Annotated in this window: 10 protein-coding genes; 4 read left to right on the top strand and 6 right to left on the bottom strand. The window is 48.5% G+C overall.

Annotation, left to right across the window (positions count from 1 at the left end; all coding sequences use genetic code 11):
* Nucleotides 1–107: 107 nt before the first annotated feature.
* The 3 genes from ACE3MZ_RS22240 to ACE3MZ_RS22230 all read right to left on the bottom strand — a co-directional run bounded on the left by ACE3MZ_RS22240 (nucleotide 108) and on the right by ACE3MZ_RS22230 (nucleotide 6,790).
* Nucleotides 108–5,291 (bottom strand): DUF4132 domain-containing protein, encoded by a 5,184-nt coding sequence (locus ACE3MZ_RS22240; protein ID WP_411344261.1) that lies wholly within the window; start codon nucleotides 5,289–5,291, stop codon nucleotides 108–110.
* Between the two features lie 29 nt (nucleotides 5,292–5,320).
* The gene (locus ACE3MZ_RS22235) at nucleotides 5,321–5,740 is read right to left on the bottom strand and encodes a hypothetical protein (RefSeq protein ID WP_411344260.1); all 420 of its coding nucleotides are present in this window, start codon (nucleotides 5,738–5,740) and stop codon (nucleotides 5,321–5,323) included.
* Between the two features lie 246 nt (nucleotides 5,741–5,986).
* Nucleotides 5,987–6,790 carry a VLRF1 family aeRF1-type release factor gene (locus tag ACE3MZ_RS22230; protein WP_411344259.1) on the bottom strand — a complete coding sequence of 268 codons (804 nt, stop codon included), beginning with the start codon at nucleotides 6,788–6,790 and terminating at the stop codon, nucleotides 5,987–5,989.
* A 347-nt stretch (nucleotides 6,791–7,137) separates the two neighbouring features.
* On the opposite strand from ACE3MZ_RS22230, the gene ACE3MZ_RS22225 reads away from it, so the two are divergent.
* Both ACE3MZ_RS22225 and ACE3MZ_RS22220 read left to right on the top strand, forming a co-directional pair.
* Nucleotides 7,138–8,067, top strand: a complete 930-nt coding sequence (locus ACE3MZ_RS22225) for a hypothetical protein (RefSeq protein WP_411344258.1) — start codon at nucleotides 7,138–7,140, stop codon at nucleotides 8,065–8,067.
* Nucleotides 8,068–8,420: 353 nt separating this feature from the next.
* Nucleotides 8,421–9,092: an NAD(P)H-dependent oxidoreductase gene (locus tag ACE3MZ_RS22220; protein WP_411344257.1), complete on the top strand. Its 672-nt coding sequence runs from the start codon at nucleotides 8,421–8,423 to the stop codon at nucleotides 9,090–9,092.
* Between the two features lie 189 nt (nucleotides 9,093–9,281).
* Here the strand turns inward: ACE3MZ_RS22220 and ACE3MZ_RS22215 are convergent, their stop codons facing one another.
* Complete coding sequence (locus ACE3MZ_RS22215) at nucleotides 9,282–9,467, bottom strand: CsbD family protein (RefSeq protein WP_411344256.1); 186 nt, start codon at nucleotides 9,465–9,467, stop codon at nucleotides 9,282–9,284.
* Between the two features lie 263 nt (nucleotides 9,468–9,730).
* Here ACE3MZ_RS22215 and ACE3MZ_RS22210 point away from each other — a divergent pair, with 263 nt between their 5' ends.
* Nucleotides 9,731–10,384, top strand: coding sequence for an HAD family hydrolase (locus ACE3MZ_RS22210; RefSeq protein WP_411344255.1), 654 nt, complete (start codon nucleotides 9,731–9,733; stop codon nucleotides 10,382–10,384).
* Nucleotides 10,385–10,742: 358 nt separating this feature from the next.
* Nucleotides 10,743–12,071, top strand: a complete 1,329-nt coding sequence (locus ACE3MZ_RS22205) for a cryptochrome/photolyase family protein (protein ID WP_411344254.1) — start codon at nucleotides 10,743–10,745, stop codon at nucleotides 12,069–12,071.
* A 106-nt stretch (nucleotides 12,072–12,177) separates the two neighbouring features.
* On the opposite strand, the gene ACE3MZ_RS22200 is transcribed toward ACE3MZ_RS22205, so the two are convergent.
* Together ACE3MZ_RS22200 and ACE3MZ_RS22195 are read right to left on the bottom strand one after the other, a co-directional pair.
* Nucleotides 12,178–13,590, bottom strand: a complete 1,413-nt coding sequence (locus tag ACE3MZ_RS22200; RefSeq protein WP_411344253.1) for a sugar porter family MFS transporter — start codon at nucleotides 13,588–13,590, stop codon at nucleotides 12,178–12,180.
* 72 nt (nucleotides 13,591–13,662) lie between these two features.
* Nucleotides 13,663–14,601, bottom strand: a complete 939-nt coding sequence (locus ACE3MZ_RS22195; protein WP_411344252.1) for a sugar phosphate isomerase/epimerase family protein — start codon at nucleotides 14,599–14,601, stop codon at nucleotides 13,663–13,665.
* Between the last annotated feature and the right edge of the window lie 8 nt (nucleotides 14,602–14,609).

Genomic DNA, 14,609 nt, shown 5'->3' with positions numbered 1-14,609 from the left:
ATGTAAGCTCCTTTTCGGCAATATCCTCAATGTGGACTCAGCATGAACTCAGTATGAACTCAGCGCGACCGCGGTGTGACGACAGTAACGATGCAAGTTTGTATTCGTTACCGCGATCCATTGTTGATCTGTTCCAGAATTTGCGGGTCCTTGATCTTATGATCTTCGGCAAGCAGTAGAACTTTGGAAACAATCTCTGCTGTACGCGGGTCTTCGTCGATAAATGGCAGGAACAGACGACCACGATGCTGGGAGTGCACCGGAATGATATATAGGGAGTCCGCCGCTGGTCTGGACACATTGGCGCTGCCCAGATGCACGTTGTATTCGCCCAGTTTGCCGGTAATATGCGCATAGTTGCCGCTAATCTTCACATTGTCCAGCTTCAGCAGGCGCACCGCCTCTTCCACGATGACACTGCGCAGTTCAATCGTCGTCAGGCTAGCTTCAGGATCGACACCGCCAACATGAGCTACACTGACAACCAGATCAATATCGCGCATCACTTCGGAAAAGACAATAGGTGGCACTTGATCCAGCGATACTGGTTTATAGCTGGAGCGATCGTAAAAGCTGACCGTTTCCAGCGTGGGCGCTTCGGTATCGGCAGGTGAGAACCAATCTGCCAGCGCATACAGGCTGGTGATTAGATTGTGACGGTAATCGACCTTTTGCAGCCCTTCTTCATAACTGACTGTCCAGCCGCGTCCACGCAGCAGAGCAGTCGTTTTGCCCGGCTGTACTTGATGCCCGGCATAGCGACGAGAAATGGTATTACTGGACTTCTCATCGGCATTGGGCAGATACAATTCACGGAATACTTGCTTGAATGGCTCGCGTTGTTGTTTGTTGCCGCGATCCTGCTGTTGTAGCCAGAATTGTTTCTCGATCAGATGGCGCTGGAACAGATGCCATGTGCCGCTCTCATACAGATGCAGTGGATGCGCGATAACTAATTCGTCCTCTGGCAATAGTGGAACAGAGGTCAGCGCATAACCTGCTTGGATATCGTCAGGCTGGTGATCCTTGGCAGTATTATCTACTATGGCTGTCGTCGCACTAGCATCTGCGCTAGCTGTTGGAGCGACTAATTGCAATGGAGCTTGCTGTTCGTGTTCCGTATGTCCGCTAATATAACCAAGCGCACTGCCATCGGTTTTGCGCAGCACGAGCGCTGTGAAAAGTGGCGACAGCACCGGATTGCGCAGCAGAGTAGCGATCTCGCTCGCCGTAAATACCGTTTCCGCCAGCATCGAGCGTTCCAGTTCCTCGCGTGCACGCTTATACTGATCGGTCAGCTCAGACTTCAATTCCTTGAGTCGGATAATATAGTCATGCTTGTTCAAGCGGGCTGGTACAGATTTGAGCGGCTTGCCGTTTTTGGCAGCGAGCAGACTGGCTTGCCCTTCACTGTCGATATCCAGTCGTACGAGTAGACCATCTTCTACTTCGTGATCGGTAAAATACGGCAGTAGCTCGTCCAGCTTGCGTGCTTCCAGATCCCATTTTAGTCGGGTGACATCGGTATAACCTGCATTGCGTGCCAGATTGTCCAGCGCAATAGCGGCGGCACTGCTTTCACTGGCACGACGCTGAGCACCAAAAGCTTTGCTCTGCTTGAGGAACAGCTGAATATATTCGTAACGTGCGCGCAGATCGGCATCATGCGAATTGCCTTCTGCCAGCGGAATCAGGCTGTACGTCAACAGCTGATCCTTGTTGCGCTTGTCTTCTACCTGCTGACGTGTCTGTTCTACATTCAGCTTGCCAAGCACTGCATCAGCGAACAGCTGACTGCGCCGGTGATTGGAGCCACCGGAGATATATTTGGCACATTCATACAGCAGCTTGAAGCGCTCTGCACCCAGCTCGTCATATGCCTGCTGGAACCAGTTCAGATCGAAGGCACCGTCGTTGAATTGCTGTGGTGTAATCGGTGAATAATGCGCCACAATGGTTTCCTTTTCCGCGGAAAAGGTTTCGTTAATATGCGCGTGGAAGTACCAAGCGGCACTGCGCAATCCGTTCCAATTCAGATGACGGGCAACAATCTCGATCCATTGCGGCGCGTACATCGCCGCTTCCAGCAATCGACGTTCCGGTACAGGCTGCTGATTCAACAATTGCGCCAATAAAGCTTCATCTTCCCCTTGAATTGGGTAGCATCGTTTCAATAGTTGGCTGAAGATTTCCTTTTTGGTACTGCTGTTGCCAGAGTTGTAAATATAGCCACGAATAAACGTTTCCCGATCCAGTCGCACGAGAATATCGACAAAGTAGTGCATGCCGTAAAAACGCTCAATATTCGCTGCCATGTATGAGACTTCGGTCGGCAGTTCCCCGCGCTTTAATTCGATATCCAGTATACGTGCAACAGTATGATCGCGAATCGGTAGCAGATTGGGATATTTCTCTACCAGATTATTCCGCGAATAGATCGTAGTCAGAGCACGCATATAGTCTCTACGCGAATCCGATTGACTCAAGATGCGGCGGTATACTTCGTTATCTTCAATCAGATGGAGCTGATGAGCACGTCCATAATCGGCTGGGGCGTTCAGATCAAATAGACCGACAATCGTCTGCTCCGTCTGATAACGTGTCTGGAATACGTCCTTGAATTGTTTCTCAGATATATGATCATTGTGCAATAACCGAATCCATGGCGACAGTAAAACTTCGCAAATATGGGTATGTTCTTGAACTTCTTTTGCTGTAATCGCTGTACACCACGTATGCAGCGCAAAGCGTACAGTCTGCCACGTATCGTCATTCCTAACATCGTTAAATGCTGCCCATAAGAGCATGCTGGTCTGCTGCGGATAGGTTTGTTTTGCATAATAATCGGTCACAGTCAGCAGATGCTCCAGCGGATAGACCGATGCAAGGAATGGTTTGAGCCATTGCTGTAACTCTTTCAAATTCGTTCCTCGATAATTCCACCATCCGGGCAACTGGCTGAACGTACCGCTAGATGTATCATAATATTGGAACAAGGAATCATACAGCTGATAATGTACATGCAATTCTAGCAGTTCCTGTGGAGTCAGTTGATAACGTTGCAGAAATTCTCGCCAAACATGCACCAGTGGAAATTGCTCCAGCATGGATGTCTGCTCATCATTTGTGTCCATATTCATCATCATCAGACGAGAACCAATCAAATATTGCGATGTATACCCGCCGTAGTGACGAATATCGTATTCCACATTCCGATGCTCATGTACCAGTTCGTCCAATCCTTGCAAAATACTAGCTATTCGTTCGGTCGACATTTGGAACATATCGCGATCAAACCGAAACCCCTTCGTATCGACAGGCTCTTGTAGCCATGCTTCCGTTTGCTGCGGATCAAATAGACCGAATCCGTTGGCAGCTGTATAGGTAGGTGCATCGTTTGCGGTATGAAGCTTATCCAGCAGCAGCTGTTCCTTCGCCGTTGGCGACTGGATCACTTCCGTCAGCCCAATCAGGCGTGCCAGCTGCTCCTGTCGCTCAGGTAGCCCTTGTAATTCCGTTAACATCTCCAGCCCGGCAAGTCGCTGCAACTCGCTTTTGCCATGCAGCAGGCGTGGTAGTACGGGATCAAGCATCTCTTCTGGCTGAGAGAGCAGGATACGAATGCCACCTTGCCGCAAGGAACCGGTTTTCAGTTTGAACAGGTCTTCGATCCGCTGCAATTCATCCGCACGCAGCACAAAATGAGTAGCACAATGCAGTGCCTTCTCACGATTACTCATACTTTTGTCAGCCAGTGCTTCCAGCACAAAACGGCGCTGGGCGGGATCGTTACCATCACGAATGACATATTCCAGTATGTTGCCGCGCAGATCCGGCGACATTTTATCTTTGTATTGCAGCACTTGCTCCATCCAAGCGGGATCATTGTCGTAAGATGCCAAATACAGCAGCTTATCAATCAGCAGATCGTGATCCAGCTGATACGATGCAAAATCCAACACGCTGGAAGCTCCGGCAAGCGAGCTGCCAGGCATCCCGTCCAACAGTGCACGGAATGTGGCGAAATCGCGCGCGCGTTGACTCTTACTTTCCAGTTGCGGTGTGCGCCGAATACGCAGAAGTCGCTCCGATTCCTTGCTGTCGCCGACAAAATCCCATACGTATTCACAGCCGTAAGCGTAGTTATATACGATTCGATAGAGTAGCTCCGGGTCTTCCGCTGGCTGAATCGCTGACTCTTGCAACAATTGACGAGCTATTGCTAATCGCAGCTCGGTATTCTGACTGTTGCCCAGTACATACAGTCCAATGATTTTACGATAACGAAGACCGGAATGAATGACCTGCTCCAGAGCAGCTGGTACATTATCCTCTTCATGTACGGCAATCGCCCATAGGGCAAGATAAATGTGATTGGCGTTCTCGCTGGATAACCATTCCTGACGCAGCGAAGCGTCGCACAGCACTTCATACAGCTGTGTAATCACCTGCCCTGCGACTCGGGTATTGGCGGCTTCCAGATTCATCCCCGTCCATACATCCAGCGCCCGTACGACAGAGCTGTAGCGAATCAGATTGTGCTCAAGAATGGTATGCAGCAAGCCGCGCATACTGTCCACTGTACCTTCGTCCATGACCTCGGTAATCGATTGGCGCAAGCCTTCCTGCAAGCGCGCAGCAAGCAGCAGATCGCTGATGGATTGATGCGCTTCCGTACGATGGGACATCAGCATGCCTTTGATCATAGGACGTGCCAGCAACGCATTCTGATTATCGCCATGAATAATCGTTAATAACGCATCATGCACAGTCTGATCCTGTTGATCCAGCGCATAAGCGATCAGATCAGGGATAACAATTTCCCGGCTGAGCATATACGGTTCGACCAGATCATAATCCGGTGCGGTCAAATATTGTGTCAGTGTGAAGCCGAATCCGTGCAGACGGATAAGTGAGAGCATCTTGTTAATGACTTGATCCATATGTAAAAGAAGATTGGACGTGCGATAAGGGCGGCGCATATAGCCGACGCTATACGGGTACTCTGCTGTGTGCTTGATAATATAGTCCAGCTGCTGTGCTGCGACTTCGCCAGATAGATGCTGCACGATAGGGAGTAGCGGAGCGAATAGCTGCTGCGGTTGCTGTGCAGCGATTCGCTGTAATTCATGCTGCAATGCTTGTTGAATCTCCGGTTCATATGAGGCGTGAAATTCGCCAGTCAGCGTAACACACCATTTTGCCAGCTTTTGCTGCTGTTCATCTAATTGTCCAACACGCTGCTGCAATTGCCGAACGAGTTCATCGGTTAATGTATTCCAATTTCCCACGATTCATGCTCCTTTCGTTAATGACACAGTTACCACAATCTACCGGATAACATTACAAGACGAATGAATACGATAGTATCGCCTTCCTGCATATCCAGTACTTCATCCAGATTCGTCCATTCCTGCTCCCGGATAAACACCCGGTATAAGCCATCTTCAAAAGCCGACCATGCTGCGTCCAGCGCCTGTTGTTCATCCGGTACAGCTTCACTCACGATATCGTCAAAACCGATTTTGCCAGTGTGGGCACTGTTCTCAATCTCGGGGGCGGTCAAGTAGGGCATTAAGGAAGATGTTTCTTGCTTGTCCTTGAAACGTTGAATTTCGGACTGCACAATCATGCCGATCAGTTGACGCAGATGTGCGGGGGCAGAGGGGAGAGAGAGATTTTGCTGTATAAGACCGCTCTTGCGCCGGGATGGGCTTTTGACGGTGACTGTGATGTTCATGAACTTCACCTCCATAACTTCCTTACAACATTCTGAGTTCTATGTAACACGCGTGCTGTGCAAACGATGATGTCAAACAATCCTTATACGCATTGTATCTGTTGCAGACAGCATAACACAAATAGATGGTAGGGAACAAATGTTCCTATTATTCAGACATAAAAAGCCCTGTCGTGCACACCGAGAATAGAGATTCGGTCTGCCGCAGGGCTATTGTTGTCGATGTTAGAAGGAATCTCTCGCGAATTACGAATGCAGGACAGCGTACGCTTCTTGTAATACGTCGCGGGATTTCATATTGCTAAGGTTTTTGGGTACAACATGGACGGAAATGCGCGCATTCAGCGCTTCTTTCACTTGGAAAGCCAGCTGCTTCTCACCGCTGATTACAATCTCTTCCCATTGATGCTCCCGTGCCAGTTGTTCAATGATGGGCACCAGCCGCTTGATCCAGCGCGGACGGATGACTTCCCATTGTTCAGTATAATTTTCCCGTTGTTTGTTGACTGCTGACTTCAGATCACTCGTATTCTGGCTGGAACGTTCGCGCCATTCATCATGCACCAGATCCCACTCAAAATACGTTTCGCCGTTAATCTCGCACAGCAGGCTGTCAAGTACAGTTACGGTGTCGTTGCTGAGCTGCACGATACCAGCCGCTGGGCAGCGCGACATGAGCGCTTCCAGTTCTTCCAGATGTGGCTCTGACTCGAAATAAAAAGCGTTAGGTACGCCGGTCTGCACTTTTTCACAGAAAAACAGTCCGCCTGACGAATCGGCTACGATGATCAAGCCCTTTTTCATCTCAGTTCTGCTGTTCTCGATGCGTTCTTCCACTTTGGACTGAAGTTCCAGCAGCATATCCAGATATCTGCGTTCTTCTCCAGCTTCTGTGTACTCGGCGAGTTTCTTAAAACCATTCTTGAGGCGTATTTTCCATTCCGGCTGGGTGTTGGCAGTTGGTTCAGTGTTCAGATAGATGGTCAAAAACCGTTCCGCCGATTGAGCAGAATACTTCTGAAGTGCTTTCCAATTTTCCATAAATCCCATAAGCATGTACCTCCTCAAAGAGAGTTCCTCTTGTTTACCCTTCTACAAAAGACTCAAAACTATTTTTGCAAATTCTACAAAAACTATCAACCAAACCTATAAATTAGCCGTATAAATAATATGAATACATCCTAAAATTAGGAAATGGGACTAAATTACTATTTATTACATTTTTACCACTATACATGATAATTGTGATGTATAATGAGAACTATAAAATGAACAGAATCTGCGATTTTCCTTTGCGAAAATCATTTGATATAGCCCTTTCTGCCCGTCCCTCTGTCGCTTTTCACTCATTTTTACCGGATTACGTAAATGAATCGGTCAACAAGGAGAATAACGGTATGAATATCTGGCAAAAGCTGAAGACAGCAGGCAACAAATTGAACAACAATGTGAGTAGAATAATCAGTGCAATGATACTATTGGTCGTCCTTGTGCTAGCGCCTACATTTATTTCTTTATTTCAACGGGATGATACCGTATATTCTGCCAGTTATCCGGTTGCGCACGCACCTTCACCTGATGCGGTGGATAATGTAGTATCTGTGGATGATTCATCGGTATTCATTCCGACAACACCGCCTGTTCCGGTACAAGTCTTCCCGGATGCGCCGGGCAATCCGGCAGTCTCTGTGCTGCCAGCTATCGTAGTTAGTAATCAAGCAGGTGGTTCGCGTCCGGTCAGTCTTACGGTAGAACGTCATCTTACTCCTAATGAGTGGCTGGGTGATCGAGTGATTATCGGGACGAAGGAAGCTGCGCTTACAACAGATATGCTGCGCAAAGATGGTGGAGATACAGGCATCTTCAATATGCCTGCCAACAATGATTCGCTGAAAACAGCGGATCTCTCGTTAACATTAACCGATCGCGGAGCAAAGTTAATGTCTAGCGCTAATTTTGGATTACGTATTGATGCTCTGTATGGCAAAATTCTACTGCCTGTGACTACGCTGCAAAATGTAAAGCAGGATACGAATGTAGCGTTACACATTGATACAACGATTGCACGTCCTGTAGGTGCGCAAGGATTGACGATGAGTGTACATTTGAGTGGAGATTCCAATCATTCTATTGGGATAATCTTGCCAGTAGAAGATAACACATTGAATGCGAGTCAACTTAAAAAGTTGAAAATCTTAGTGCAGCTTGCCGACGGTACTCAGCATTATGTCAATTCAACTGTGATTCCTTATGGTGATAAATACAAATATGGTGTGCAATTTGAGGCTACTGAATCTGGTGGATATACAGTTGTTCTATCCAAATGATAATGGCTAAAGGAAGCAGAAAACAGAGGCATTTGATCTAATCGTTGTATAAACAATGGTATTATTTGGATCAAATGAGTGGAACAAAATCTGTAAAGTCATTCCGTTCTCTAGCAAAAGCGGTTTTATCCAGCGCGTTCATTTAGTAGCGCTGTGATAGAACTGCTTTTTTGTTAGCACAACATATCATTGCGACATACGTTCGTTCTCATTGGAACTATGATACGGTGGTATGAAGGAAGAATGAAGGTGTGCAGGAAGTAGTTGACGATGAACAACACAATAATTTATACTGGCTATTGTTATTAAAAGTAAGTATGTTATCAATAGTGAATATATAGGAGGAACCATACATGAACAACGAACAGAGAAAACAGGAAATTCTGAAGGCGTACGAGTTCAGACATGCGACCAAATCATTTGATCCTGATCGCAAAATTTCTGATGAAGACTTCCATTTCATTCTGGAAACCGGACGTCTGTCACCAAGCTCGGTCGGTTCAGAGCCGTGGAAATTCCTCGTCGTACAAAATCCAGAGCTGCGCAGCAAGCTGCGTGAAGTGACATGGGGCGCACAGGGACAACTGCCGACAGCAAGCCATTTTGTAATCATTCTGGCGCGTAAAAATGTCCGTTACGATTCCGCGTATCTGCGTGAGCAAATGCTGGAAGTAAAACAGATGACAGAAGAAGTCTTCAATCAGGTGCTAGGTCGCTACCGTGAATTTCAGGAGCGCGATCTGAACATTCTGGAAAGCGAACGCAGCTTGTTCGACTGGGCATCCAAACAGACGTATATTGCACTAGGCAATATGATGACTGCGGCGGCAGAGATCGGCATCGACTCCTGTCCTATCGAAGGATTCCAGGTAAACGAAGTGGATAAACTGCTCGCAGCAGAAGGCATCATGGATGCTAATGAATTTGGCGTCAGCGTCATGGCTGCATTTGGCTACCGTACAGACAAAGAGCTGCGTCCAAAAGCGAGAAGAACCGTAGAGCAAGTTATCGAATGGCTGAACTGAGCACAGGATTAATGAAAGCAAGCGAATAAGAGCAGTGAAATAAAAGCAAAAAAACCGCCACTAACCTATAAAAGGTTGTGGCGGTTTTTGGCTATATCGTATGGCAGACCGTTGCGATGTGTTCATCTTGCAGCGATTGCAAAATGACGGGTACGATGGACTGCTATCATGGTAGATGGTGTTGCGAACTTAGTGGCGATCTTTGGCTTCGCCGATTTTTTGTTGAACTTCGCCTTTAGCTTTGTCCAGCTTACCTTCAGCTTGCAGGGAAGCGTTATCGGTAGCGTTACCGTATTGATCTTTGATCTCGCCTTTTGCTTTGGATACGGCACCTTTTACTTTATCGCCCAGACCGCTATCTTTATGGTTTGTCATGTTGAACATCTCCTCTTCATATGATGGAATCATTTGATATTTTTGATATTCAGGTGTTGATTGAAGCCTGATCATTATTACCCTGCGTTGTCTAATGTTAAACAAAAGCTAACACCGGTTGACAAGCTGTGCTCTGTTCTCCACAATAATAGCCACATGGTCAAAAAGGCAGTTTCGCTGACTAGTCACGGGAAAGCATTCTTATCAATAAACGATACACCTGATCGCATATCGGCAGGGATAGGAAGGGGAACTTCATACGTATGATCAAGGCGGTTGTGTTTGATTTTGACGGGCTGATTCTGGATACGGAAACGGTCTGGTTTGAATGTTATCAAGAAGTGCTGGCACGTCATGAGCTGGAGCTGACGCTAGAGCAGTTTGCACCCAGTATCGGTACGCATAGCGATGATTTTCGCCAGTATGTCGAGACGACGCTGGGTAAGCCGGGCATTGGACTAGAGATTGAGCGGGAAGTGGCGGAGATGATCCCAGCACGCGTGGAGTTGATTCAGGCGCGCGGTGGGGTAGCGGATTATTTGGCAGAAGCGAAGCAGCTTGGACTGCGCATCGGTCTTGCCACCAGTTCGGATCGTCAATGGATTGAATATTATCTGGATCGGCTTGGCTTGCGTCATTATTTTGAAGTGATCAAGACGAGTGATGATGTGTCTGCGGTGAAGCCTGATCCAGAGCTGTATTTGCGTGTCGTGGATGAGCTAGATATTCAGGCGAACGAAGCGGTTGCGTTTGAAGATTCGCTAAACGGCTTGCGGGCGGCGAAGGCGGCAGGTCTGCATTGTGCCATTGTGCCGAATCCGGTCACTGCGCTGCTGCCATTTGAGCATCATGATCTGCGTCTGGATTCGATGGAGGACATGCCGTTAGCGGACGTACTGAGCAGATTGGCGCTATGATGAATGAGATTGTGGCGGTTGCCTGTTCATATAGTGGTACCTGTTATGATGGGGAGTTGGCAGTTTAGCTTGTTATCGTATGCAGGTACGACTTACGCTACATGTATACAAAAGGCAGGTGATCCGGTGCAGATGGTACCGTTTTGCCTGTTTGTCATGTCTATGTATTGTCTATATATTGCGCATATGAACACATTTCCGCGTATCGAAGAAGTGGCATGACCGCCAAAAAGGTGTATATATACAAAATAAGCACTATTGGCAGAGGAACTATGAACGTATGGGTGCAACGTCATATCTGCTCCCCTAGCGGTCACGCTGCTGCGGCAATCATTTCTAACATCAGGAGGACAACGAATTGAAGCTGTTTATTCATCGTAAAGACCTACGTACTCACGATCTAGCAGGCTTTGACTATTTAAAAGAAGCTGGAGATGAGAGTATCCATCTGCTCATTATCGATCCCTTTTTACTGAAAAAGCATCGGGAAAAGGAGCATAGCGGCGTCAATTTCATGCGCCATGTACAGCGGCTCATTCGCCAGTATCATCGCCATCAGCGGGAATTGCAGATCGCTTATGGCAAGCCGGAGGAAGTGCTGGAATACGTGCTGGACAAGCTGGATATCGACGAGGTGGTGGCGCATCGCGATTTTACACCGTACGCCAAGGAGCGCGACCGCAAGCTGCGCAAAGTGGCGGAAGATGCGGATGTTGCGTTTACGTTGCTGGTCGATCATATGATGCTGGATGTAGAGCCGTTCGCTGATTTTACTGGTAAAAGCGGCTATTATAAAGTATTCGCGCCCTTTCATCGCAAATGGCTCGATTTCTTGGATCAGCATCATAATCCAGTGTCGCCTGTATCGCTCAAGGAGCTGCGTGTCAGCAAGCGGCAGGTGGATTGGCCTGCCAAGTTTGATCTGCCGTTCTCATTGGATGATTACGAGCCTGCCGATGATCCACAGCCGAAGCTGGAGCATTTCCTCAAGGACAAAGTGCAGGATTATGGCGAGGAGCGCGACTATTATTCCATCGATCCGTCCAGCGAGCTGAATCCGCATGTAGTGACTGGCGCGATCTCGATTCGGCAAATGTACAACGAAGCGATTCAGCACAAGCAGAGCGAGGAATGGGTGCGGCAGATTTCGTTCCGCGACTTCTATCTGTATTTGGCGATCTATGACGAGGATTATTTTCAATATGAGAAGACATTCGATCTGTCGCCGCTGACTGATAAGCACTTTGAAGCATGGTACAAAGGCGAGACGGGTATTCCGGTAATTGATGCAGCGATGCGTCAGCTGAACGAAACGGGTCAGATGCACAATCGGCTGCGCATTCTGTGCGCGATGTTTTTGACCAAAAATCTGCAATGCCCGTTCACGCTGGGCGAACAATATTTCCGCCGCAAGTTGCTGGACTATGACAATATTATCAACCGTGGCAACTGGACATGGTGCGCATCGCTAGGCGCCAATTCGTCGCCGTACTTTCGAGTGGTTAATCCGGTTACCCAGTCTGCCAAATACGATGAGCAGGGCGAGTATATCCGTCAATGGCTGCCGGAGCTGAAGGATTTGTCAGCAAAAGAAATCCACCAGCCGCGCCCAGATGCCATCGTCGATCTGAAGCAATCGCGTGCAGAGGCGATTGAGACGTACAAACGGATCGTGAATGGGAAATAATCATTGGACATTGATCCATCGTTACAAAATCAAATGCCCGGCATTACGCATGTTATCATGCGCATTGCCGGGCATTGGTTTGTAGTTGCTCCCTATTCGATTGCGTTTACTCTGTCACTGGTTGTTTGGAAAGTGGAGCGTGCAGTTCGCGCTCAATCTGCTCCAAGCTTCTGCCGCGCGTTTCCGGTACACATTTGATCGCAAACAGCAGTCCAACAGCATTGAATAGCGTGAAAATAAGGAACGTATGCGCAAGACCAATTCCCGATAACAATAGAGGGAATACGAACGAGACGACAAAGTTGCACATCCATAACGCAAACGTGGATAGTCCGACGCCGAAGCCGCGTAGCTTTTGTGGAAACATCTCGGATAGCAGCAGGAAGACAATCGGACCGATGCATCCTTGAAAAAAGGCGATAAAGACGACAGTCAAGCCAATAACCAAATATGGCAATATCGGCGAACCCATCATCGTCCACAGCAGCGACGTAATGGCAAACATGGATACCAGCGTGCCCACAATACCAACAATCAGCATCTTGCGCCGATCCACCCGGTGCATCAGATTCATACCGACAACAACGGCAAGCACCGAGATCAGACCGTTAGCCGTATTGGCATACAGGGAAGCGGTACTGCCAAAGCCTGCTTCACCGAGAATCGTAGTGCCATAATACATAATGACATTAATCCCAATCAGCTGGCTAATACCACCCAGACACATGCCGACTAGCAGCAGACGGCGAAACGGCGGCGACCATAACTCTTTGAATGAGAAGGCTTGCTTTGGTTCGCGTGAAGGAATCGGTATATTGCCCAGACTGTCGATCTCCGCTTGAGCGATATGCTGAGGTCTGATTTTGTTCAGAGCAGCCAGCGTGCTTTGTGGTCCTTTGTGATGAAATAGCCAGCGCGGTGACTCTGGAATACGAAATAGTCCGATAATCAGCCCGGCAGCGGGCAGTGCGGCAACGAGCAGGATGTAGCGCCAGATGCTGCTATATTCGGCGAAGATGGTGCCAAGAATCGCACTGACGACAAAAGCGAGAAATTGCCCGCTGACGACCATCAGCTCGTTGACCGTAACGATTTTGCCACGCATTTCAACAGTTGAGATTTCTGCCAGATAGGTCGGTACCGTAACAGAAGCGCCACCGACCGCCAGCCCAAGTGCAAATCGGAATAGGATCATGCTGAGTACATTCGGTGCCAGCGTACACAGTACCGAAAAGATCAAAAAGATGGCAGCCAGATACGAAATGACGGTTTTTCGTCCAAACCGATCCGATAGCGTACCGCCAAAAATCGCTCCAATCGCAGCGCCAAGTGTCAACACACTGACGACCGCACCTTCAGTAAATGGGGTCAGATTTAGTTCGCTTGGAAGCTTCATAAATGATATGGCACCGTTCGTCACACCTGTATTGTAGCCGAACAGTAGCCCGCCCAGTGCTACAATCATAGCAATAAAGGTCATTTTCCTTCTCGTTCGTGCGTCCAGTTCCGTATTCATCATTCAAGCCTCCGGTTCCTCGGCAATATTGGTGTGTCTGCTTACATGTTAGAGTTCATTTCAACATAGAGATCGTTATCTACTGATCGTCTGCTTCAAAGCATCAATCGACGTGAGTACACCTGCTTCCACCGACATCGTCATATCTTCCATTTCCAACGCGACATCGCCGTTATAGCCCATCATCCGGCAGACAGAGAAGAATTCCTTCCACCATTGCAGATCCTGACCACAGCCGACCGCGACGTAATTCCATGTCCGCTCTGCCGATGCTGTCACCGGCTTCGGCTCCAGCAGTCCGTTCACATCTGCCAATCCGCGCTCAATCCGCGCATCCTTGCCATGCAGATGAAAAATCGCCCCTTTTAATGCGCGCGCAGCCGCAATCGGATCGGCACCAAGGACGATCATATGCGACGGGTCCAGATTGATGCCGAGCATCGGATCGGTCGCATGGCGCAGCTTGAGCAGCGTCTCCACATTCCAGACCATCGTTCCGGGGAATTCCTCGATGGCAATCTGCTGAATGCCATGCTGTTTGCAATGGGCGATATATTGATTCCAAAAGGCAATCGTTACGTTCCACTGATATTCATACGCTGGTGCCATAAAGTCCGGCCACGAGATTGTAGAGGTGATCCAGTTCGGAGTCGTATCGTTAGGCGAACCGGCAGGCAGTCCCGCCATCGCCACCAGTTTGGTCACACCAAGCTTGCCTGCCAGCACTGCACAGTCGTACATAGACTGCTCGTATTGCTTGCCCGTTTCCGAAGGCCAGAGCGGATTGCATGACGTATTCAGCGCAGAGATACGCATACCGCGCTTATCTAGCTCCGCTTGAAAGGCTGCCAGCTTGTGCTCATCCGCGAGTAGTTCCGCTGTATTCACATGAGCGCGTGCCCCCCAACCGCCAGCCGTCATCTCGACCGCGTCAATGCCCAGACTTTTCACCTTGTCGAGCATATCGGTCAATGAAAGTTCCGCAAATACATCCGTACAGATTGCCAGTTGCATAGTAAAGT

Origin of the sequence: Paenibacillus sp. WLX1005 (assembly GCF_046603685.1) — a bacterium.
GTDB lineage: Bacteria > Bacillota > Bacilli > Paenibacillales > Paenibacillaceae > Saccharibacillus.
The sequence above is the reverse complement of the archived record's forward strand: the minus strand, read 5'-3'. Positions and strand labels throughout refer to the sequence as shown.